General features: G+C 36.1%; 20 protein-coding genes. 13 read left to right on the top strand and 7 right to left on the bottom strand.

Annotated features, from left to right (window positions below; all coding sequences use genetic code 11):
• Positions 1 to 7: 7 nt before the first annotated feature.
• Positions 8 to 2,404 (top strand): ABC transporter permease, encoded by a 2,397-nt coding sequence (locus KKG99_17000; GenBank protein MBU1014695.1) that lies wholly within the window; start codon positions 8 to 10, stop codon positions 2,402 to 2,404.
• Between the two features lie 12 nt (positions 2,405 to 2,416).
• The gene (locus tag KKG99_16995) at positions 2,417 to 3,673 is read left to right on the top strand and encodes a PQQ-binding-like beta-propeller repeat protein (protein ID MBU1014694.1); all 1,257 of its coding nucleotides are present in this window, start codon (positions 2,417 to 2,419) and stop codon (positions 3,671 to 3,673) included.
• A gap of 2 nt (positions 3,674 to 3,675) precedes the next feature.
• On the opposite strand, the gene KKG99_16990 is transcribed toward KKG99_16995, so the two are convergent.
• A complete protein-coding gene (locus KKG99_16990; protein MBU1014693.1) occupies positions 3,676 to 4,941 on the bottom strand; it encodes a replication-associated recombination protein A in 1,266 nt (421 codons plus the stop codon).
• A gap of 45 nt (positions 4,942 to 4,986) precedes the next feature.
• Here KKG99_16990 and KKG99_16985 point away from each other — a divergent pair, with 45 nt between their 5' ends.
• Positions 4,987 to 5,397, top strand: coding sequence for a threonyl-tRNA synthetase editing domain-containing protein (locus tag KKG99_16985; protein ID MBU1014692.1), 411 nt, complete (start codon positions 4,987 to 4,989; stop codon positions 5,395 to 5,397).
• Between the two features lie 86 nt (positions 5,398 to 5,483).
• Here KKG99_16985 and KKG99_16980 read toward each other — a convergent pair whose 3' ends face one another.
• Entirely contained in the window at positions 5,484 to 6,677 is a 1,194-nt protein-coding gene (locus KKG99_16980; protein MBU1014691.1) for an MFS transporter, read from the bottom strand.
• 183 nt (positions 6,678 to 6,860) lie between these two features.
• On the opposite strand from KKG99_16980, the gene KKG99_16975 reads away from it, so the two are divergent.
• The 10 genes from KKG99_16975 (at position 6,861) to KKG99_16930 (ending at position 18,024) form a co-directional block, all read left to right on the top strand.
• On the top strand, positions 6,861 to 7,538 hold the full coding sequence (locus KKG99_16975) for a Crp/Fnr family transcriptional regulator (protein ID MBU1014690.1): 678 nt from the start codon (positions 6,861 to 6,863) through the stop codon (positions 7,536 to 7,538).
• Positions 7,539 to 7,675: 137 nt separating this feature from the next.
• The gene (locus KKG99_16970) at positions 7,676 to 9,469 is read left to right on the top strand and encodes a CoB--CoM heterodisulfide reductase iron-sulfur subunit A family protein (protein ID MBU1014689.1); all 1,794 of its coding nucleotides are present in this window, start codon (positions 7,676 to 7,678) and stop codon (positions 9,467 to 9,469) included.
• A 21-nt stretch (positions 9,470 to 9,490) separates the two neighbouring features.
• Positions 9,491 to 10,681, top strand: coding sequence for a 4Fe-4S dicluster domain-containing protein (locus tag KKG99_16965; protein MBU1014688.1), 1,191 nt, complete (start codon positions 9,491 to 9,493; stop codon positions 10,679 to 10,681).
• A gap of 10 nt (positions 10,682 to 10,691) precedes the next feature.
• Entirely contained in the window at positions 10,692 to 12,407 is a 1,716-nt protein-coding gene (locus KKG99_16960) for a CoB--CoM heterodisulfide reductase iron-sulfur subunit A family protein (GenBank protein MBU1014687.1), read from the top strand.
• An 11-nt stretch (positions 12,408 to 12,418) separates the two neighbouring features.
• Complete coding sequence (locus KKG99_16955) at positions 12,419 to 12,841, top strand: hydrogenase iron-sulfur subunit (GenBank protein MBU1014686.1); 423 nt, start codon at positions 12,419 to 12,421, stop codon at positions 12,839 to 12,841.
• Between the two features lie 27 nt (positions 12,842 to 12,868).
• Positions 12,869 to 13,840: an oxidoreductase gene (locus tag KKG99_16950; GenBank protein MBU1014685.1), complete on the top strand. Its 972-nt coding sequence runs from the start codon at positions 12,869 to 12,871 to the stop codon at positions 13,838 to 13,840.
• Positions 13,837 to 15,312: a Ni/Fe hydrogenase subunit alpha gene (locus KKG99_16945; protein ID MBU1014684.1), complete on the top strand. Its 1,476-nt coding sequence runs from the start codon at positions 13,837 to 13,839 to the stop codon at positions 15,310 to 15,312. The genes KKG99_16950 and KKG99_16945 overlap by 4 nt, the downstream gene beginning before the upstream one ends.
• 32 nt (positions 15,313 to 15,344) lie before the next feature.
• A complete protein-coding gene (locus KKG99_16940) occupies positions 15,345 to 15,818 on the top strand; it encodes a hydrogenase maturation protease (GenBank protein MBU1014683.1) in 474 nt (157 codons plus the stop codon).
• 425 nt (positions 15,819 to 16,243) lie between these two features.
• Complete coding sequence (locus KKG99_16935) at positions 16,244 to 17,290, top strand: histidine kinase (protein ID MBU1014682.1); 1,047 nt, start codon at positions 16,244 to 16,246, stop codon at positions 17,288 to 17,290.
• Positions 17,290 to 18,024 (top strand): LytTR family DNA-binding domain-containing protein, encoded by a 735-nt coding sequence (locus tag KKG99_16930; GenBank protein MBU1014681.1) that lies wholly within the window; start codon positions 17,290 to 17,292, stop codon positions 18,022 to 18,024. Before KKG99_16935 ends, KKG99_16930 begins: the two co-directional genes overlap by 1 nt.
• Positions 18,025 to 18,072: 48 nt before the next feature.
• Here the strand turns inward: KKG99_16930 and KKG99_16925 are convergent, their stop codons facing one another.
• The 5 genes from KKG99_16925 to KKG99_16905 all read right to left on the bottom strand — a co-directional run bounded on the left by KKG99_16925 (position 18,073) and on the right by KKG99_16905 (position 22,115).
• Positions 18,073 to 18,882: a hypothetical protein gene (locus tag KKG99_16925; protein ID MBU1014680.1), complete on the bottom strand. Its 810-nt coding sequence runs from the start codon at positions 18,880 to 18,882 to the stop codon at positions 18,073 to 18,075.
• A gap of 18 nt (positions 18,883 to 18,900) precedes the next feature.
• Positions 18,901 to 19,785, bottom strand: coding sequence for a hypothetical protein (locus tag KKG99_16920; GenBank protein MBU1014679.1), 885 nt, complete (start codon positions 19,783 to 19,785; stop codon positions 18,901 to 18,903).
• Positions 19,786 to 19,789: 4 nt separating this feature from the next.
• Positions 19,790 to 20,593, bottom strand: coding sequence for a HEAT repeat domain-containing protein (locus KKG99_16915; GenBank protein ID MBU1014678.1), 804 nt, complete (start codon positions 20,591 to 20,593; stop codon positions 19,790 to 19,792).
• Positions 20,590 to 21,123, bottom strand: coding sequence for an RNA polymerase sigma factor (locus KKG99_16910; protein MBU1014677.1), 534 nt, complete (start codon positions 21,121 to 21,123; stop codon positions 20,590 to 20,592). Before KKG99_16910 ends, KKG99_16915 begins: the two co-directional genes overlap by 4 nt.
• A gap of 305 nt (positions 21,124 to 21,428) precedes the next feature.
• On the bottom strand, positions 21,429 to 22,115 hold the full coding sequence (locus KKG99_16905) for an ABC transporter ATP-binding protein (protein MBU1014676.1): 687 nt from the start codon (positions 22,113 to 22,115) through the stop codon (positions 21,429 to 21,431).
• Between the last annotated feature and the right edge of the window lie 38 nt (positions 22,116 to 22,153).

Here is a 22,153-nt window from a genome sequence, read left to right as displayed (position 1 = left end):
TTCAGTTATGCTAAAATATTATCTCAAGATCACAGGTAGGAATATCATCCGCACCAAAGGATTTTTTATCATAAATATTTTGGGGTTGTCCATTGGAATTGCCTGTGCAATATTTATTTACCTATATGTTTATCAGGAATTTAGCTATGATAAATATTATCCCGACTATCAAAGAATCTACCGTGTAATCTCAAAAATCCAAACCAATACCCTTACCTATGAGCGAATTGCTGCATCGCCTCCACTGGCTAAAGTATTAAGGGAAGACTTTCCTCAGGTTGAGAAAGCCATACGATTCAGCAGGGGGCAAATGAAAACACCGGTGAGATTCAATGATTCAAAAGTAAACATCGACCGACCCCTCAGGGTGGATCAGGATTTCTTTGAATTATTTCCTCAAAAAATTGTGAAAGGGTTGACAAAGGACCAGGTAACCAGGCCCAGCACAGCTGTGATAACCGAAAACCTGGCAAAAATTCTGTTTGGAAACATTGATCCAATCGGTAAGGTTATTATCAATGATACCTTAAAATATGAAGTAACCGCAGTAATAGAGGATTGGCCTGATAACAGCCATATGAATCCCGATTTGATATGCTCATGGCATCCATCTCCTTTCATAAATACCGATATGCTCTGGATGGATGAAGGATGGGGCGGGCAATCGATGACTTATATCAAGCTCAGAGAAGGAACGGATGTCAGCGCTTTTGCTGAGACTCTTAAACCCCTGGAAGCAAAATACAATGTAGATCCACAAGATAGGGAAGGAATGAAACGTATAGTTTATCATTACCTGCAGCCTTTAAAAGACATTCATTTGCAATCGCATGATGAATTTGAAATGAAACCATCAGGAAATCTCTCCTACCTCAAAGTTTTCATGACTATTGGCATGTTGATATTATTCATTGCATGTATTAATTATATGAATCTCACCACTGCAAAATTTATGAATAGGGTTCGTGAAATCGGAATCCGTAAGACAGTTGGTGCCGGCAGAAAAACTTTGATCGTTCAGTTTCTTTTCGAATCTTTTATTTATGTTTTTATTGCACATGTGATCGCCATGTTTTTGGTTGAATTTTTTCTTCCGAGTGTAAATCAACTTCTTGATGCCCGATTAAAGGTGGATTATTCAAACCCTGCACTCCTCATTTCAATCGGAATTTTAATCCTTTTTACCAGTCTTCTGTCGGGTAGTTACCCTGCATTGTTTCTTTCATCTTTAAAGCCAATATTGATTTTTCAGGGAAACATCAAGACTGGTTTTGTATCTGTATGGATCAGGAAGGGACTGGTCATTTTTCAATTTGCAGTATCGGTAGGTCTTATTATTAGTGTGATGCTGATATATAAACAATTGAATTTCATGAAGAATTACCCGCTGGGCTTCGATAAAGAACAAAAGTTGGTTTTGAGATTTCCAAGAGAAGTAATCGGTTTAAATGAGTATAAACAAATTAAGCAGGAGTTTTTAAAAATACCCCAGGTGAATAAAAGCGCATTTTGTTCATCCATTCCCGGCGAATGGAACTATGGCTGGCGAACCTATTTGCCGGGAGAAGAAAATATTCGAACATTTCTGGTGAATTATTATCAGGTTGACGAAGATTTTACCGATTTGATTGATCTTCAATTTATCGCAGGAAATTCATTTAAGCCTGGTAATCAAGGTAGCAGAATAAATGAAATGATGATAAATGAGTCTGCATTAAAAACCTTTGGTTGGAGTAATGCTGAAGAAGCCATAGGGAAGTATATTTGGAACGATAGGACCAGAATCGTTGGGGTTTTTAAAGATTTTCATTTCAAAGGCTTGCAGGAAAGTGTTGGCCCGATGGGAATTTATCAAATGACAGATGATTTTAAATTGTTTGTCTTGGACATTAAATATGCTGATTATCTTGCAACATTAAAGCAAATTGAGACAACCTATAATAGCTTAATGCCCAACTATCCTTTTGAGTATTTCTTCCTTGATCAAAATTTTGATAAACAATATAAAAGTGAAGAACAAATGGGACAATTTCTTACCGTATTGTCATTACTTGGAATCTTTATCGCTTGTATTGGTTTATTAGGTTTAGCCTCATTTATGACTCAGCAAAGAACCAAAGAAATTGGCATTAGAAAAGTAAATGGTGCCAGTATCCCTAATATTTTATCACTCTTAGTAGGCAGTTTTTCAATATGGATATTGGTGGCAAATATAATTGCATGGCCCGTGTCGTTCTATCTTCTAAAAAAATGGTTGGAAAATTTTGCATATCAAACCACATTTAGTTGGTGGATATTTGCTCTTGCAGGATTTATTTCATTAATACTTGCTATTTGTACAGTTCTATATCAATCTTATATAGCTGCTAAATCAAATCCAGTGGATTCGTTAAAAAGTGAATAAAATATGAATCCTATGGGCAGAATTTTATGGCATAACAGCCAAAGGGCATCTATTCAATTAATACTCTTTTTTTTATTGCTAAATCCATTTTTTGCCGGTGCACAGGACTGGCCCAGTTGGAGAGGGCCTAATCGAAATGGAATAACTGAAGATAAAAATTGGGCCTATCAAACGCTAACAGATAAACCGAAAATATTATGGCAAAGAAATGTCGGAAAGGGCTATTCGTCGGTTACGGTGGTTGGGGATTATTTATACACAATGGGTAATAATGGTCAGGTAAATAAAGTTCTTTGTATAAATACCCATTCAGGAGAAGGAGTCTGGAGCTTTGAATTTGAAAGTGCAGATCGGTACCACTATGGTTCTTTATCGACCCCTGTTTATGACAACAATTATATTTATATTTCTGAAAGAAACGGGCAAGTTTATTGTCTTGATGCAAAAACCGGCAAACAGATTTGGTATGTAAATATTATAGATGAATTTAAGGCTGAAAAGCCGAAATATGGATTTAGCGGCAGTCCTGTAATAGAAAATGATTTGGTCATTCTAAATGCTGGTGGGCAAGGTATTGCACTTAATAAACGTAATGGTAAAAAAGTTTGGGGGAGCGGCACAGGTAAAGCAGGTTATGCAACTCCGGTCATTTATGAGTATAAAGGCGAAAAATGCGCTATGATCTTTAGTCATCGATGCCTTAATGCAGTAAAAATTAGCAACGGAGAATTATTATGGTCATTTCCTTGGGTATTTAGTGATGGTGCCGATTCGCCCGATCCTGTTGTGGTGGGGAACCGAGTGTTTATTTCAACAGCTTATCGCAATGGAGCTACAATGATAGATTTTGAGGATAATAAACCTGTACAGAAATGGTTTAAAAAAGAAATCCAAAATGAATTTGGTAGTACCATTTACGCTGATTCTTATTTATATGTACCTCATGGGGATACACGTGATCGGACAGCTTACTTAAAGTGTGTTGATTTTAATACAGGGGAAGAGAAGTGGAGCAGGGATACCGGCCACTGTTCAATAATTTATATTGACAACAAATTTATAATCCTCAACCAATGGGGCGAGATTACAATTATGGAAGCTGACGAGAATGGATACAGGGATTTAGCACATGCTAAAATTGTCGAAACTTCGGATGAAATCAGATGCTGGACGGCTCCGGTTCTCACAAATGGCAAACTCTATGTGCGAACAAGTCTGGGCGAGCTTGTATGTGTTGATGTTTCTAAATTGGATATCAAAAAAAACTAAAATCAATATCCGTATTTCTTTTTCCAGAGACTTTTAAGCCATGAGCGTGTCTTCAACTCATGAGGATTATTACCGGGATCATATAATTTGGTTCCTTGAATCTTGTCAGGAAGAAATTCATGTTCAACAAAATTCCCGTCAAATTGATGGGCATATTGATAATCCTTTGCATAACCAAGGTCCTTCATCAATTTGGTCGGAGCATTACGGAGCGCAAGAGGAACCGCCAAGTCACCTGTTTTTCTGATTAATTGTTCTGCATCTTTAATAGCAAGGTAAGTAGAATTGCTTTTTGGGGAGGTTGCAAGATAAACGGCAGTTTGCGATAAAATGATCCTGCCTTCGGGCCAGCCAATTTTATTAATGGCATCAAAACAGGTATTGGCGAGCAAAAGTGCATTTGGGTTCGCATTCCCAATATCTTCAGCGGCTAAAATCAACATCCGACGGGCAATAAATCTTGGGTCTTCACCTGCTTCAACCATACGTGCAAGCCAGTAAACAGCTGCATTTGGATCGCTGCCCCGCATCGATTTAATAAAGGCGGAAATAATATCGTAATGCATCTCGCCCTGCTTATCGTAAATCGCTAGGTTTTGTTGGATAATGTGTAAAGCGCTTTTGTTAGTGATAATGACTTTTGCCTTGTTTTCAGTGCTGACGATCAATTCGATTGCGTTGTAAAGTTTACGTGCATCACCTCCCGAAATCCTGTAAAGTGCTTCGTGTTCCTCAACCTTTATCTCAATCTTCTTTTCGATCAGATAATACTGAACTGCTCTTTTAACCAGCGTATCAAGATGCTCTTTTTCGAGCGGTTTTAGAATATAAACCTGACATCGGGATAGAAGAGGGGATATCACTTCAAAAGATGGATTTTCGGTGGTTGCACCAATTAGAGTAACAATCCCTTTTTCAACGGCACCCAGGAGCGAATCCTGCTGTGATTTGCTAAAGCGATGAATTTCATCAATAAATAAAATAGCCTGATTTCCGGTTTTCGCGATATCAATTACATTCCGTACATCTTTTACACCCGAACTAATCGCACTTAAAGTATAAAATGGTCGACTTAAGCTCTGAGAAATGATATAGGCTAATGTTGTTTTTCCAACACCCGGAGGACCCCATAAAATCATAGATGGAATGGTATTGCCTTCGATAGCCTGACGAAGGATGGCATTTTTCCCAATGAGATGTTCTTGTCCGATATATTCATCCAGATTTGATGGACGTAATGTTTCGGCAAGGGGTTTTGTATTTGTCATAAACAAATGTAGGATTTTCTTACATTTGGGAAAAGGAAAATTGACATGAAGTTATTGATGATATACTGCACCGAATTCGGATATACCCCTAGGATAAAAACACTTGACGAAGCTGATATTCTCACTGATACCAAAATATTCAAAGAAGTATTAGTGGCATTCATCCAGGCTGAAGGGGGTGATGAGGCTGATTTAGTTGGTGCTGAAACCAAATTGGTTAAAAACCTGAAATGGGCTGCCAAGAAAAACGATACCAAAAATGTACTGCTTCATTCATTTGCTCATTTATCCGAAAGTAAAGCCGGTCCGGAGTTTACTAAAGAATTGTTTGATAAAACAGAGGCCCGAATGAAAAATGTGGATTATGAATGCGACCAAACTGCCTTCGGTTATTTTATGGATTTAAACGTACAAGCACCGGGTTATTCTCAGGCAAGGATATTTAAAAGTTTTTAAGTAAATGATAAAGATAGAATACAGAATATAGAATATAGAATTTCCAATAACTCATAACTCATAACTCATAACTCATAACTCATAACTCATAACTCATTTCCCTTAGTGTCTGGTAGCATTACAACAAAAGGAATAGTGAGTAAGGCCAGGAAAGCAAAAATTTTAAATGTCAGATCCATACCAATCCAATCACTCATAAGTCCGATTAGTAATACTGTCATTGCACCACTCCCAAAACTGAGGGTTATATAAATACCATTGACAAATGATGAATGGTCGGGATCAATTTCTTGTACATAGGCTAATAACACAGGATTTGAGATAAACATGGCAAAACCGCTCAACAGTAATAGCACAATCATGCTGATCCCTGAAGTGTAAACAAATAGGATCATAAATAAAGGTGCTGAGATTGAAGAAATTAACAACATTTTTTTTCTTCCAATACGATCAGAAATTGAACCTCCGAAGAGCGTACCAAAAACTCCAGCAATTTGAAGTATAGAAAGGGAAATTCCGGCAAACCATAAGCTTTCTGCTTTTATATTGGTCAGATAAACAGGAAGAAAACTCGTTAGTGCTGATTTCATGCATTGGCTGAAAAAGGAAAAGCCAAATAGAATGATAAATATTGGTAAAAGTTTAACAAATGTTTTTTTAATACCGGTTCCATTCATATTAAGATAATCTAAGCGTTTGACCCTATCTATTTTCCTAAGCTTTAAATAAATAATAATTGAAGCGGCAAATGAAAAAGGTATTAGTTTGTAAGTTCCTTCGAGACCCCAAAGTGAAACGGCTCCAATTATAATTAATGGACCAATAGCTGCGGCTATTTCTCCACCAATCATATAAAAACTCATTCCTTTCCCGATTCTATTTCCTGAAACACCTCTTATCAAAGCCGGTGCCGGCACATGAAAAAAGACAGCACTTAAACCCATCACAAACAAAAGGATTGCTATGACAGTATAGTTTGGCGCGACTCCAATCAAACTCATTATTACGCTGGTGATAAAAGGAGTAGCAATTATAAAATACCTTACAGGTGCTCTATCTGCGACTATCCCAATGATTGGACTCATTAAAGAACCAAATTGTTGAAAGATACTAAGCAAACCTGCCATTGAATAGGAAATCCCAAGCTTCTCTATCAAAAGGGGCAAAAGTGGAGCAAGGAATGATGAGTAAACATCATGAACCAAGTGGGCAAATGAAATTGAAATGACTTTACCTGTTTGGAATTTTTTTTGACCGATTCCTGAAATTTCTTTGTGCAAGTGATTTTATTCTGAAATGATTGGCAAAGATAATAAGTATGAAGAATAAGAAAACTAAAAAATGACTTTTATCAGTTTTTAGTTACTAAAAGCTTGCAATTTTTTTTAGATTAATTATCTTAGCTTCGGAATATCAATAATTTATTTGCGATGTGGAATTCACCCTGCAATAGATGTGCTGTTATGTCGAAATCAATTTTCTCTAACATTGAGAAAGCTGACATGATTGAATTGGATTCAAAAAAAATCACCACACTTTATAAAAAGGGTCAGAAAATTTATCATTTGGGACAGACTCCAATAGGTGTTTACTGTTTAAGTAATGGGATTATAAAACTTTCAAAACTAGGCGAAAATGGGAAAGAGCAAATTGTAAGATTTGCAAAAGCAGGTGAATTGCTTGGTATCAGGGCGATGATGGCTGATAAAAAATACATGACAACATCCACAGCAATAGAAGACTCGCTGGTATGTTTTGTTGGTAAGAGGGCATTTTTTAAGCTATGTCTGAAGTATCCTTATATTTCGCAGAAAATCATGAAAAGCCTAAGTTATCTTTTAGGAGAAGCTGAAGATAAGATGACCTCTATGGCACAAAAATCTGTGAGGGAGCGATTAGCGCAAAACTTATTGATGTTGAGCTGTCTTTTTAAAACAGGGAGTACGGATTGTGAGGATCCTAGCAATGGAATAATTAGCTTATCAAGGGAAGATATTGCAAATATTGTTGGAACTGCCACCGAAACCGTCATTCGGATATTATCGGATTTTAAAGAAGAAAATTTAATCGAAATAAAAGGCCGGAAAATAATAATACACAACGCTGATGGTCTCCGAAGGATCATTAAAACTCATCTCTAAAGTTTAAAAGATACCCATTCTCAATATGATAATTGTCAGTTTTGAAGTTGAGAACAGTCATTTTTCAAACTGATTAGCATCATTTTATTTTAATTTTTTCAAATTTATCTTTCAGCAATTTTTTTAAGATAAAAATTATGGAGGATAAAAAGAATACCGCAGTCTTTTTCAGTTATCCATCACGCGATACAATCGATCAATTTAAAATTAAAAAACTGGAAGAATATGCTTTCGCCATTGATAAAGTAAAGATCGTATGGAATTCTGACGATTTTAGCTTTTTGGATAAGCAGGCTAAAATAAAGCAGATTACTGAAAAAGAGATTGAACAGATTTTAATAATTGGAGAAAACCCAGGCTTTTTAAAATCTTTTTTTTCAGAAATATTAGCAAATGCAGGTAAAGATCCATCACAAATTATTTTTCTCGACTTCCAGGATTATTTTGATAACGAACAGTCGTTTGATATCTACTCTAAGGAATTGTTAAGAAGGGTAATTGATCCAGTTGGAAATAAAGATAGCAGAATAAAAGGATTTAAGGTAGAAAGTCTGCCCGAAACACTGGTTGTCGGAGCGGGGATAGCCGGAATTCAAGCTTCACTTGAGATTGCTAATAGTAAACATAAAGTTTATTTGGTTGAGAAAAGTGGAACTATCGGTGGATATATGGCAAAGTTTGATAAAACTTTTCCAACACTTGATTGTGCCGCATGTATCCTTACTCCAAAAATGGTGGAAGTAGGGCAACATTCATTTATTGAGCTTTTAACAAATTGCGATATCGTTTCCATTGATGGCCGTCCTGGTAAGTTTAAAGTTAAAATATTGAAGAAAGCCAGAAGGGTAAACTTATCAACTTGTATCGGTTGTGGTATTTGTTCTGAAAAGTGCCCATCAAAAACCATTAATGAATTTGATGAAGGAATGAGTATGCGAAAGGCTATTTATATTCCCTTTCCACAAGCAGTGCCAAATAAATATTTGATCGATCCTGAAAACTGCACCTATGTGCAAAGTGGTAAATGTGGCGTTTGTGCCAAAGTTTGCCCGGCCAATGCAATTGATTTGGACGAGAAGGATGAATATTTGGAAATTATGGTTGGCAATATCATCATGGCAACCGGATTTAAACCATTCGATGCAAAAAAAATTGAACGTTATGGTTATGGGAAATATCCTAATGTACTAACCTCTTTGGAACTAGAGCGATTGATAAATGCAAGTGGGCCAACAGGTGGTGATATTACCTATAGGTCACAGGATAAAAAGGGAAACTGGATATTCCAAAAGGGGCAGGGTGAACCTCAAAAGTTTGCACTTGTTCATTGTGTTGGAAGCAGGGACATACAACATCGAACTTATTGCTCAAGGGTTTGTTGTATGTATTCGTTGAAATTGGCACATCTGATAAAGGAGAAAATACCTGAAGCAGAAGTATCGGAATATTTTATTGATATGAGGGCCTATGGAAAAGGTTATGAAGAGTTTTATGAGCGTATCAAAGCTGAAGGGATTTATATGGTAAGGGGTAGGACGGCCACGGTAAAACAGAAAAATGACAAATTGATACTTCGATCAGAAGATATCTTAAACGATCGATTAATCGAATCGGAAGTCGATATGGTTATTCTTTCTGTTGGATTAGAGCCGGCAGACGATGCTGCAAAACTGGCTTCTTTGGCAGGGATTCAATTAAGTAATGATGGATGGTTTAAAGAATTGAAATCTGCTAGTGATTCTGAATGTACTAATGTTAGCGGAATTTTAATAGCAGGAGCTTGTCAGGGGCCTAAAGATATTCCCGATTCAGTGGCTCAAGGATCTGCAGCTGCTGCCATTGTATTAGAAAATCTATTAACCGGCAATATCGACCAATACAAGGAAGCTCCGGTAAATGAGTATGCAAGCGAAGCCACAAAAAATATTTAAGTCAGATATGGAGGATAATATATGAGTTATAAGATCAACCTTAATTTCAAAAAGGAATTATCAAAGTACGGGGCTGGAAATTGGAACGAGTGTTTCCATTGTGGAAATTGCACAGCTATCTGTCCTTTAACAGAGGATGGTTTTTTATTCCCGCGAAAGGAAATTAGGGCAATCCAAATGGGTATGGATCAGAAAATCGAATCAAATATTGATCCATGGATGTGCTATTATTGTGGTGAGTGCAGTGAAACATGTCCCAGAGATGCAAATCCTGGTGAATTAATGATGACTCTCAGACGATATCTCACCGCAGCTTATGATTGGACAGGCTTGTCAAAAAAGTTTTATACTTCTTCACTTTGGGAATATGGTGCAATTGGAATGCTCTTTGTGTTCATAGTTGTATTGTTTCTGGCATTCCTTCCGCCATCCTCTCAAATGTTTTCAAATCCTTCTGCGTTTGTTAATGCAGAAGGTGGTGTAATGATCAATCAGATGGTTGATGGGTTTACGGCTGGTCAATTTCTTCAGATCATCCATTATGGTGATTGGACCATGGCGATCATTGTTGCACTGTTACTTGTTTCAAATATCTTTAGTATGTTCTATAAAGTCATCATTAAGGATCATAAAACAAGAATTCCTCTGTCTGCATATTTTATCGAATTCTGGCATTTGATTTACAATTTTGCTGTTCAGCCCAAATTCTCAAAATGCGAAAATAAAAATTATTGGTCAGGGCATCTTTTTTTGATGACCGGTTATACCATCATGTTTATTGTGATAGTAGCGTTATTGCCTTTATTCCAGATAGAAGAAATAAAGCCATGGTATCATTGGCAACGTCTTTTAGGGTATTATGCCACATTTGGAATTTTATATTTTTTAACAATTGCAACCATAGGACGATTCAAGAAAAAAGATGTAAAGTTCAAATTCTCACACCCAAGTGATTGGATTTTTATAGTGATGCTTGCCATGACAACAATCACCGGCATTCTCGTACATATCTTTAGGCTCACCGGATTGCCTGTGCTAACCTATGTTATGTATGTTTTTCATTTAGCAGTGCTCGTACCAATGATTGTAATCGAAGTGCCATTTTCAAAATGGTCGCATCTGGCATATCGCCCCTTTGCCGCATATTTTGCCCGATTAAAGAAAGCTGCGTGGCGATATCAAGTTGAAAAAGAAAAATTAGTCACTGTTTAACTTTAAAAAAATGGAAGGAAACAGAATAGGCGTTTATATATGTTGGTGTGGTACCAATATCGCCAAAACAGTTGATGTTGAAAAGGTGGCCGAAGAAATGAAAAAACTGGATGGAGTAGTTATTTCAAAGAGCTATCAATATATGTGTTCCGATCCGGGACAAGAAATGATTGTTAATGATATTAAAGAGCATCAATTAAAAAGAATCGTTGTTGCTGCATGTTCCCCACGTATTCATGAGCTTACCTTCAGAAAAACCATGGAGAACGCCGGGCTTAATCCATACATGTTTCAAATGGCGAATATTCGTGAACAGGTGTCTTGGGTTCATTCGAATAGAGAATTTGCCACTCAGAAAGCTATTGAATTAGTTAAAGGTGCAATATACAGGGTTCGACTTCATGAACCTCTTGAAAGAAGGAGTGTAGAGGTTGATCCTGCAACATTGGTAGTTGGCGGAGGTATTGCTGGAATCACGGCTGCCCTCACTATAGCCGATGCCGGAAAAAAAGTTTATCTGGTTGAAAAATCAAACAATTTGGGTGGGCAAATTGCAAATGTTGATTTGCTCTTTCCTAAATTGGAACAAGCATCACAAGTCATTCAAACTAAAATTAACAGGATAATGGAACATCCTGAAGTTGAAATATTTTTAAATACTAAAGTTGAAAAGATATCAGGTTTCATAGGCAATTTTGAAACCTATCTCAATCACGGAATCAATAAGAAAATTAAATTTGGCAATATCGTTCTTGCAACCGGATTAAAGCCATTCATGCCCACTTCTGTTCCATCATACGGTTATGGTAGATTGCCTGATGTTATCACTTCACTTGAATTTGAGAAAATGCTTTTGAATGGTAAGATCAGAACCAATGATGGATTAGAACCCAAGCATCTTGCAATTATTCATTGTGTTGGGAGCAGAAATAGTTATACTCATGAATATTGCTCACGATCTTGCTGTTCAACGGCGTTAAAATATATCCATCAAATTTCATCGGCTTTACCTGAAGCATTTATTTATGATGTTTATGCCGATATGAGATCGTTTGGAAAAGGTTGTGAGGAATTGTACACCTCAGCTTCTACAAATAATGTGGCCTTTTTAATGTTCAATCAGGAAAATGAGCTTCCAACTATACTAACTTCAAAACCTGGAGAAGGTCACAAATTGACTATTAAGTTCAAAGAGAAACTTTCCGGTGAATTGATCAGTGTGCCTGCCGATCTTGTAATCCTGATGGTTGGAATGGAAGCTCAGGAAGATGCGAAATTAACCTCACAAATTTTTGGTATTAGTGTGGATAAAAACCGTTTCTACATGGAAAAGCATCCCAAACTAGATCCTGTTGCCACAACAACAGATGGCATTTATGTGGTGGGTGCATGTCAAAGTCCAAAGGGGGTAATCGACTGTGTAAGTCAGGCCAGAGCAGCTTCGGCAAGGGTTTTAGCTTCAATCGCAAAAAAAACTGTTGATGTTGAAGTTACCACTGCCAGTGTCACTGAAGAAGTGTGCTGTGGTTGCCAAACTTGTATAAGCGTTTGTCCATATACGGCCATTAGCTCCCTTCAAGATAAGAGTGTTTCTTTTGTCAATGAGGTATTGTGTAAGGGATGTGGTACTTGTTCTTCTGCCTGCCCAACGGGTGCTATCCATAGTAAGCATTTTAGTTATAAGCAAATCTTGTCACAAATTACTGGAATCATGTCAAAAAATTAAGGAGGTATCTTATGTCGTATGAACCAAAAATAATTTCATTTCTATGTAACTGGTGTTCTTATACCGGAGCTGACCTTGCAGGCACATCTCGCTTTAAATATGCACATAATGTCCGAATTATCCGAGTGATGTGTTCGGGCAGGATTGAACCAACTTTCATTCTCGAATCGTTTAGAAGAGGGGCTGATGGGGTTCTAATCTGTGGTTGCCATCCTGGTGATTGTCATTATCACGAAGGCAATTATAAATGTTTACGAAGGTATGAGTTGTTGCAGAAATATATTCAACAAATGGGAATTGAAGAAAAGAGATTGTCACTCGAATGGATTAGCGCCAGCGAGGGGAAGCAATTTGCAGATCTGATAAATGAATTTACTGAAACAATACAGGCTTTGGGACCAGCTAATTATGAAAAGCAACTGGCATATGTGTAAAATAGGATAAACTTTGAATTTTAAATTATGAGCAAAGATCAAAAATTAAAATTAGCTATATACTGGGGTGCAGCATGTGGTGGTTGCTGTGTATCGGTTTTGGATTTACACGAAGATTTATTGGAAGTGATTGCCTCTGCAGATTTGGTGTTCTGGCCCATTGCCTTGGATGTAAAGTATAAGGACATCAAAAATATGCCTGATGGTTATATCGATTTGACATTGTTCAACGGTGCAATCAGAAATTCTGAAAATGAATATATGGCAATACAACTGCGCAAAAAATCAAAATTTATAGTGGCTTATGGAAGTTGTGCACAACTCGGTGGAATCCCGGGTTTGGCAAATTTAAGTAAGCGTGATGAATTTTTTGAGCGAATTTATGTGAAAAGTGAATCAACCGTTAATCCAGATCGGGTAATGCCACAACCAGAATTTAATGTTCCGGAAGGGAAATTGGAATTACCAGTTTTTTTCGACAATGTAATCTCCTTAGATAAAGTGGTTTGTGTCGATTATTATATTCCGGGTTGTCCGCCAAAATCCGATCGATTGTTAGAAGTATTTAGGATCATAGCAAATAAAGAACAATTGCCTTCCAAAAAATCGGTAATCGGGGCTTATGAAAAAGCTCAATGCGACGAATGTAGCCGCAAAAAAACAGATAACAAAAAAATTAAAAAGTTTTATCGCCCATGGGAAATTGAAGACGATGGGGTGACTTGCTTTTTAGAACAAGGAGTAATCTGCATGGGGCCAGCTACAAGAGGAGGTTGCGGATACCGGTGTATCGAAGGAAATGCACCTTGCAGAGGATGCTATGGCCCGCCTCCCGATTTAACAGATCCGGGAGCAAAAATGATGTCGGCAATTGGAACCATGATTGATTCGAATGACCCTGAAGAAATCAAAAAAATCGTGGAGGATGTTGTTGATCCGGCAGGAACGTTTTATCGTTTTAGTTTACCAGTATCAATTTTAAGGAGGAATTTGTCATGAACCGAATAACCATAGATCCGATTACCCGTCTTGAAGGTCACGGAAAAATAGAAATATTCACCAATGGTGATGGAACCGTTAAGGATGTTTATTTTCAGGTACCTGAATTACGAGGATTTGAAAAGTTTTGCGAAGGTCGCCCGGTTGAAGAACTTTCACAAATTGTAACAAAAATATGTGGGGTTTGTCCGGGTTGCCATCACATGGCTGCCGGAAAAGCAATTGATGCTGTTTTCGGGTTGGAGCCTCCTCTCACTGCAAAAAAACTTCGTGAATTGTTTTATATGGCTCATTTTGTGCATAGCCACATCGCACATTTTTATGCATTGGCAGCTCCTGATTTTGTTTTAGGCCCCGATTCCGATCCGGCTAAACGAAATTTGTTGGGAGTAATTGAAGCGGTAGGAATTGATATCGGCAAAAAAGTGATCGAAGCCAGAAGAAAAGCCCAGGAAATACAGGCCTTACTTGGAGGGCACCAAACCCATGTAGTTATGAATATACCTGGTGGTGTGAGGAAAGGGTTAAGTGAAGAAGAAAGAAAAAAGATAGAAATAACAGCAAAAGAATTTATTGAGTTTGCACAGTTTACCATGAAGCTATTTAAAGATGTCGTACTTGCTAACCCAAAATATGTCGATATCATCCTTAACGGACCTTATTCACTGAATCTGCATTCGATGGGTTTGGTTGATAATGAAAACAAGGTTAATTTTTATGATGGTAAAATCAGGGTTGTTGACACATTAGGAGTCGAAATGTATAAATATGAGGCAAAGGATTATCTTGATTATATAGAAGAAAGGGTTGAGCCATGGTCATATCTAAAATTTCCCTATTTAAAGAAAATTGGATGGCATGGTTTTATTGATGGGCAGGAATCGGGAGTTTATCATGCTACACCTTTATCACGATTAAATGCATCTGATGGAATGGCTACTCCTCTGGCACAAAAGGAATATGAATTGATGTATGAAACATTGGGTGGAAAGCCTGTAAACAACACTTTGGCTATGCATTGGGCTCGATTGGTTGAATTGCTTTATGCTGCAGAACATTGTTTGGAACTGGCAAGTGATCCAAACATTTGCAATAAGGATTTAAAGGTTAAAGCTGAAAGGAATTTGATAGTGGGAGAGGGTGTCGGAACTGTTGAAGCACAGCGAGGAACGCTCACTCATCATTATTGGACAGATGAAAACGGAATAGTAACAAAGGCTAATATCATAGTCGGAACAACGAACAATAACGCAGCCATTTGCATGTCGCTTAAAAAAGCTGCTCAAGGAATTATAAAAAATGGAGATGAGGTAACCGAAGGAATGCTCAATATGGTTGAAATGGCATTTAGGGCTTACGATCCTTGTTTTTCATGTGCAACACATTTTCAACCCGGTAAAATGCCATTTGAATTAAATATCCGTGATTTGAATGGAACCCTAATTCGATCAATCAGCAGGCATAGAAATTGATAGGCCAAAGAAATAAAAAAGAGCGACAAACCTTGATAATAGGTTTTGGTAGTGAAATCCTCACAGATGATGGAATAGCCTTAAAAATCGTGAAGGACCTAAAATTAAATCTCGATAATAATTTATTCGATTTCCGAGAGGTTAACCTAATAAGTCTCGAAACCTTAAATCTACTTATCGATTATAAAAATATAGTATTTATTGATGCGGTCAAAAATAAAACAGAATCTTTAGGGGAAGTAAATTACTATCGATTGAACAATTTTAATAATTCATTGCATTTGTTCAATTCCCACGATCTTACGTTACAGCAATTAATCGAATTAGGCAGGATTTTTTCAGCGGAGTTAACGGAAGATATTCAAGTGGTCACTATTAATATAAATGAGTTTGAGGAATTTGGATATGAGTTGTCAAACTCAATGAAATCTGTTTATCCAAATATTTATGAACAGATATTTAATCTTGTTAAATATTGCGAAAATATTTTGGAACTTAAAGAATAGTTGAATATTAATACCCTACATAATCCAATACTAGTCGATTACTAAATGTTTCCTTAAATAAGTAATATTTATCTGACTTTCTGAATATTATGTATGTCGGAGACTGAATTTTACTTTCAATAAACCCTAAGTTTAACAACTCCTGTCTTTGATAAAGTCTACCCTTTTCTATGTTGATCGATATCATGTATTAAATTTAATGGCGCTAATATACTGATTTAATCATTATAAGTAAAATAGTAGCTCAATATAAATTGATGAATATTTTTTATGGTACTGTAATGTTTCGTAAGGTTAAGTTGGGAATATGTAAGGGTTGATCAAATAAATCATCAAAAGTGTCGAGAAAATTGTAATTTGAATGTTAATACTTAATAATTTAGTTATTTTGCATATTAAATAAATCACTTTTAAGATATACTGTTTTGAAAAATTGGAATCTATCAATCAATTGGCTGCGATTACGTTGGCACTTACTTTTTTGGATAGCTGTTTTGCTTTACCATACTTTTTATCGTGGAAGATTTGATGAGGCTTACCTGCTTAGGTTTATAGGTTATTTTGCTTCGATTCCATTCGATATGATGGCTACATATTTCTCATTATATTTCTTATTGCCAAAATTCTTATTACGACAAAAATATTTTAAATTTTTTCTGTACTTCATTTTAACCACCATTCCAATATTGTATTGTGAGTATTTGATCTATTATTATGTTCAGTTACCAATGCGTGTTTCACCGGATAAAATAGAAGCTTTTAATTTTTTCAATAGAAATACAATATTGTCTCTCTTTTTCTCTGTTTATTCAGTGACAATCTCCGCAATAGCAATAAAATTGCTTAAGGCATGGTATGCTTCTCAACAGGAAAAATCAGAATTGCAAAATCAATCCTTAATAAGTGAATTGGCGCTTTTAAGATCTCAAATTAATCCACATTTTTTATTCAATACCTTAAATAATATTGACACACTGATTCCACAAAATCCGGAGCGAGCTTCAAATTCTATTATCAAGCTTTCTGAGATCATGAGATACATGCTTTATGATTCAAATGCCGATTTGGTGCCGCTTGAGAAGGAACTCGATTATATTCAAAGTTTTATCTCTCTGCAACAGTTAAGACTGAAAAACTCCGGTCATACCCAATTCAAAGTGAAGGGAGATCAGGTTGGCAAAATGATCCCTCCAATGCTTTTTGTGCCTTTTGTAGAAAATGCATACAAACATGGTAGTAAACAGAAAAGTAAGCCCGGAATTTTGATCAATGTTGAAATTAAAGAAAATACCATTACTTTTGAAGTCATTAATTCGTTTGTCAAAGATGCAGTGGTTTCGAAAGACAAGACAGGTGGCATTGGGTTGCAAAATATTAAGCGCCGTCTTGAATTGTTATACAAGGACAAGCATGAATTAAATATCAAAAATGATGATGAAAAGTATCATGTAGTTTTAAAACTTATAAGTTGATGATAATTAATTGTATTACAATTGATGATGAGCCTTTAGCTCTTGAGAAATTGAAAGGCTATATTGATAAAATTCAATATTTAAATTTATTGGCATCATTTGATAATGGGGCTGATTCATTGGATTATCTAAAAAAGAATCACGTTGATTTAATATTTTTAGATATCCAAATGGATGATTTTACGGGCATTCAGTTGCTTGAGGCTTTAAAAATAAAGCCTAAAGTTATACTAACCACAGCTTATGACCAGTATGCCATAAAAGGCTATGAGCTTGATGTAACCGATTATCTTTTAAAACCAATCAGCTTCGACCGATTCATAAAATCAGTTGAAAAGGTATATACTATACTAGAGAAAGAATCCGGAAGTACGATTCGTTTGAAGGAATCAGAAATGCATACGGATAAAAAGGGGAATTTTATTTTTGTAAAATCGGATTATAAATTACAAAAGGTAAACTTTAAAGATATTCTTTATATAGAAGGGATGAAAGATTATCTGAGAATTGTAACTCCTGAGAAACGCCTTATGGTACTTCAAAATTTTAGAAGGATGGAGGATATCCTTCCCGAAAACAAATTTATCAGGGTTCATAAATCCTATATTATATCCGTTGAAAAAATAGATAGTATTGGAAAGAAAAGCTTGAAAGTTGGGGAAATGAATATTCCAATCGGGGAAAGTTACAAGAAGGCATTTTTTGATTTTCTGGAGGAACACAATTTGTTATAAAAAAAAGGAGGAAAATTTTCCTCCTTTTTTATTAAATTGAATTTCAGTTTATTTCTTTCGGATAACGATATCGCCATGGAAATTCTTAAATGAGTATTCAGGGCCACCGCCGTTTATCTTACCATAAACCCATTCATCAACCGAAACTTTATAAACGCCCTTTTTATTTGTTTCGTTGTTTACTTTTCGTTCTTTGCTAAGCTCTACATCAAAATCGGTAAGAATATCGCCTTGATCGCATTTGATTTTTAAATTGGCTTTGATACTTGCTGGGAAAGTAATGTCGATATTTCCATTTAGCGATGAAAATGCCATGGGAGAATCAGGTGTTACTTTGTCGAAAGTAATGATGATATCTTCATTTATTGTTGATGCAGATACCAAACCGCTTATTTTATGTAAGGTAATAGGTCCATTTATATTATTGGCGCTGATTTCACCATTTACATTTTCAACTTTAATTTCACCTTCATTAACCGTGCTTAATTCAAGGGAAAAATTGTAAGGAACTTTAACTTCAAAATTAATACCTTCATGAGAGAACCCACTGGAAACATCAATCCTGTTATCTTTTTCTTCAGCCTCAATGCTCATTGATGAAGCGTTGATTTTTTTCATGCCATTTTTGGTTTCGCTTATTTTAGCCATTCCATTTTTTGAATAAGCAACCACAATCACTTCTTTTCCATCGTAACCGGTAACATTTATGCTACAGTTGATTCCACCAAGTGCTAAAAATCCCGGTTTGCCTGGATCGGACAAAGGAATAACCAATTGTTGCTTTTGTGTTTCCTGTCCGATTGCACCTAACATTATGATGCTAAGCATTGTAATGAGTACTATTCTGATCTTTTTCATTTTATATTAGTTTTTTAATTATTTCGTTGTTAAATACATATTCCCGTTTAGGGTATTAAAACTGAATTTCGTTTCACCCCCACCAATACTAAATGATTTGATATCACTTAGTTTGTATTTAGTAGAACTTGATCTTTTGCTTTCAGATTTCTTTAATTCGGCAGGCATAAAAGTGATATCCTCGTAATCGGTATAAAAACTCCCGTTCATTGATTTGTATTGAATTTTAGCTGAAAGATTTTTTAGACATGACACTTCTATTTTACCATTAATGGTGCTGAATTCGGCGTAAGAATCAGGGTTCTTTATGAAATTAACATCTAAATCTCCATTCACGGTTGTTGCTTCAATATTTCCGGCATGGTCAACTATGGTTAGCGGGCCATTCACATTGCTAACATCCAGATTACAGGTTAATCCTTTAATGTAAATTTTTCCGTTATTGATGGTGCTGACATGAACATAATCAACATTTACAGGAATCTTAACAGTAATATCCATGTTGAATTTATAATCCCTACTGTTATAGCCTCGATGATCGTAGCAATCATAATTTAACCTAAGTTTTTCTTCGTCGAAAATTGCGCATGGATTATCCAAATAAATAAACAATCCTTTTGCGTATTCATACACCTCAAGTTTAATTTCGGATTTTCCTTTATCGAGTCCTTCCTGATTTTTAGAAGATATTGTTTTAGTGGCTTCCAATAGGAGTGTAGTTCCGTTATAGTTTTCGACCTTTACCGATCCGAATAGGTTTCGAATGTGAACTTCCGAATAATTATCGGTATTGGGAACCGTAAAACTCTCTTTTATTTTCTCACTGCTTTCTTGTGCTTTCAGCGATATGCAGAAAAGTAAAGAAATGCAGGTGAGTATAATTGCTATTTTTATATTTTTCATTTTCTTAAATTAATTTAGTGATACCTTCTCTGCTCCGGTCTTTCACTGCCTGATGAACATCATTGTTGCTGATCAAACTCTCGAATATCGGGATGGCTGCTTTATCATTAATTGCAACCAAACCATCGACCAGTGTTAACTGAACCAGTGGAGAATTTTGTTTAAAAACCGATTCTTTTAGCCCATTTCTAACCTGATCTAAATTTGCAAAGGCAAGCAAGGCTTCCACGGCAGCCATGCGGACATTTACATCCGAATCCTTGTTAAGCGCATCTAAAAGTGATGCAATAATTTTGTCGTTATCAACGGGCGAAGGACTGATCATCTTCATAGCTTGTAAGCGCTCACTCGCCATGGGTTGATCAAGCATGCTAAACATTACCATTTCTTTCATTTGTTGTATCTCGATATTCATTTGGCTCATCTGATTGCTTACGCTTGTATTAGGTGTAATCCAGAAACCTATGATCCATCCAAATATTAACATGATTAAACCATATGAAAGTTTTGAGGTTAAAAATTGAGTTAAGAAATTACTTAGATAAGATAAAATAGAACCTTTTGTTGAAGCTAGCTTCGACTCATCTATTTCTGCTTCCAACATTTGATAAAAACGATCGGACATTTCGCTACTTGGACCTGGGATTTCGATTTCATCCATGGTTTTAACCAGCGTTTTTAATTCTTCCAAATTATCCAAACCATAACCCATCATTTCCAATTCGTGCTTAAGTATATCAAGCTTTAATGGATCCAGATTCCCGTCCAGGTAATCTAAAACTAATTTGTATAATTCATCTTTACTCATTGTGCTTCTATCTTTTCTAATTTTAAATAATGCATTCTTAAATCGTTTAAGGCCCTGAAAATTTTAATTCTGATAGCGCCTTCTGTAGTCTGCATAATTTCAGCTATTTCTTTGTACTTCAATCCCTGGTAACGACTCAGTGTAAGTAATTCGCGTTTATCACTATCCAATTTGGTCATTGCCTTAATTAGTAATTGATGCCTTTCATCAATAGCTTCCTGATTGTAATTTTCGTCGACGAATTCAATGTTTCCGGCTTCTTCCAACTCTTTCATAAATCCTTGTTTTTTCGTTTGTTTGTAATGATCAATCAGTACATTCCGGGCTATACTGTACATCCAGACGACAAACTTTCCATCACCCCTGAAATTAGTGCGGTATTTTAAGATGCGCTCAAATAACATCTGTACTAAATCCTCACTCATTTCACGATTAGAAGTGTTTCGATAAAAGAAGCCAAAGACCGCTTTGTTATACCTCTCAAATAGCAATCCAAGTTTGCTTAAGTCGCCCGACTTAACCTTTAGCATTAATGCATTGTCAGAAATCGATTCCAAATTGATGGCTATTTTTGAGTTAACAGTTATATAAACTTCGGCTTACCAAAAATGTTACAGAATTTTTTTATTTCAGTTATAAAGATAGTGATTTGAGAAGTTATGAATTATGCCCGCCCGTTCCGAACGGAACGTTCGGGCGGGAGTTATGGATTATGAGTTATGAGTTTTTTATTTAAAATCTTTTAAGTTATTGAGAATGGATGATTTGGTTGTATGTTTCAAAAAAAATGGAGGCCATTGGCCTCCAGGAATATATAGTGATTTTGTGATTTTGATTAAAGAATCTTTTCCTTAATGTTTTCAGCAATAATTTGCCCGTCAAATAATCGGATAACCCTTTGACTGTATTCCGCATCACGTTGTGAGTGAGTCACCATAATTATGGTGGTTCCTTTACTGTTTAAATCGCTTAATAGGTTCATTACTTCTTCGCCATGAGCCGAGTCAAGGTTACCTGTAGGCTCATCAGCAAGGATGAGAGCCGGATTTGCTACTACTGCTCTGGCAACCGCTACTCTTTGTTGCTGACCTCCTGATAACTGAAGCGGAAAATGTTTTTTGCGGTGAATAATTTGCATTTGTTCCAATACTTCATCTACACGTTTTTTACGATCTTTAGCGCTATAACCCAGGTAAATAAGAGGAAGTTCAACATTCTCAAATACATTTAATTCATCAATCAAATTAAAGTTCTGAAATACAAAACCTATGTTGTTTTTACGCAGGTTTGCACGTTGCCGTTCAGAAAATCCGGATACTTCGTTCTCCAGGAAATAATATTCTCCACTCGTAGGATTGTCTAATAATCCAAGAATGTTTAACAGTGTTGATTTTCCACAGCCGGAAGGACCCATTATGGCTACAAATTCACCTTTTTTAATTTCAAAGGTTACTTCGTTAAGAGCAGTTGTTTCTACTTCGTCGGTGCGAAATACTTTCGATAAGTTGGTTGATCTGATCATTTTTTATAGGTTTTGATATTATATAGACGTCTATTTAA

This window comes from Bacteroidota bacterium (genome assembly GCA_018816945.1).
Taxonomy (GTDB): domain Bacteria; phylum Bacteroidota; class Bacteroidia; order Bacteroidales.
The sequence above is the reverse complement of the archived record's forward strand: the minus strand, read 5'-3'. Positions and strand labels throughout refer to the sequence as shown.

Bases quoted from the DNA above. Each gene is read 5' to 3' on its own strand.
- KKG99_17000 (MBU1014695.1), top strand. From the start codon at position 8: ATGCTAAAATATTATCTCAAGATCACAGGTAGGAATATCATCCGCACC.
- KKG99_16995 (MBU1014694.1), top strand. From the start codon at position 2,417: ATGGGCAGAATTTTATGGCATAACAGCCAAAGGGCATCTATTCAATTA.
- KKG99_16990 (MBU1014693.1), bottom strand. From the start codon at position 4,941: ATGACAAATACAAAACCCCTTGCCGAAACATTACGTCCATCAAATCTG.
- KKG99_16985 (MBU1014692.1), top strand. From the start codon at position 4,987: ATGAAGTTATTGATGATATACTGCACCGAATTCGGATATACCCCTAGG.
- KKG99_16975 (MBU1014690.1), top strand. From the start codon at position 6,861: ATGTCGAAATCAATTTTCTCTAACATTGAGAAAGCTGACATGATTGAA.
- KKG99_16970 (MBU1014689.1), top strand. From the start codon at position 7,676: ATGGAGGATAAAAAGAATACCGCAGTCTTTTTCAGTTATCCATCACGC.
- KKG99_16965 (MBU1014688.1), top strand. From the start codon at position 9,491: ATGAGTTATAAGATCAACCTTAATTTCAAAAAGGAATTATCAAAGTAC.
- KKG99_16960 (MBU1014687.1), top strand. From the start codon at position 10,692: ATGGAAGGAAACAGAATAGGCGTTTATATATGTTGGTGTGGTACCAAT.
- KKG99_16955 (MBU1014686.1), top strand. From the start codon at position 12,419: ATGTCGTATGAACCAAAAATAATTTCATTTCTATGTAACTGGTGTTCT.
- KKG99_16950 (MBU1014685.1), top strand. From the start codon at position 12,869: ATGAGCAAAGATCAAAAATTAAAATTAGCTATATACTGGGGTGCAGCA.
- KKG99_16945 (MBU1014684.1), top strand. From the start codon at position 13,837: ATGAACCGAATAACCATAGATCCGATTACCCGTCTTGAAGGTCACGGA.
- KKG99_16930 (MBU1014681.1), top strand. From the start codon at position 17,290: ATGATAATTAATTGTATTACAATTGATGATGAGCCTTTAGCTCTTGAG.
- KKG99_16925 (MBU1014680.1), bottom strand. From the start codon at position 18,882: ATGAAAAAGATCAGAATAGTACTCATTACAATGCTTAGCATCATAATG.
- KKG99_16920 (MBU1014679.1), bottom strand. From the start codon at position 19,785: ATGAAAAATATAAAAATAGCAATTATACTCACCTGCATTTCTTTACTT.
- KKG99_16915 (MBU1014678.1), bottom strand. From the start codon at position 20,593: ATGAGTAAAGATGAATTATACAAATTAGTTTTAGATTACCTGGACGGG.
- KKG99_16910 (MBU1014677.1), bottom strand. From the start codon at position 21,123: ATGCTAAAGGTTAAGTCGGGCGACTTAAGCAAACTTGGATTGCTATTT.
- KKG99_16905 (MBU1014676.1), bottom strand. From the start codon at position 22,115: ATGATCAGATCAACCAACTTATCGAAAGTATTTCGCACCGACGAAGTA.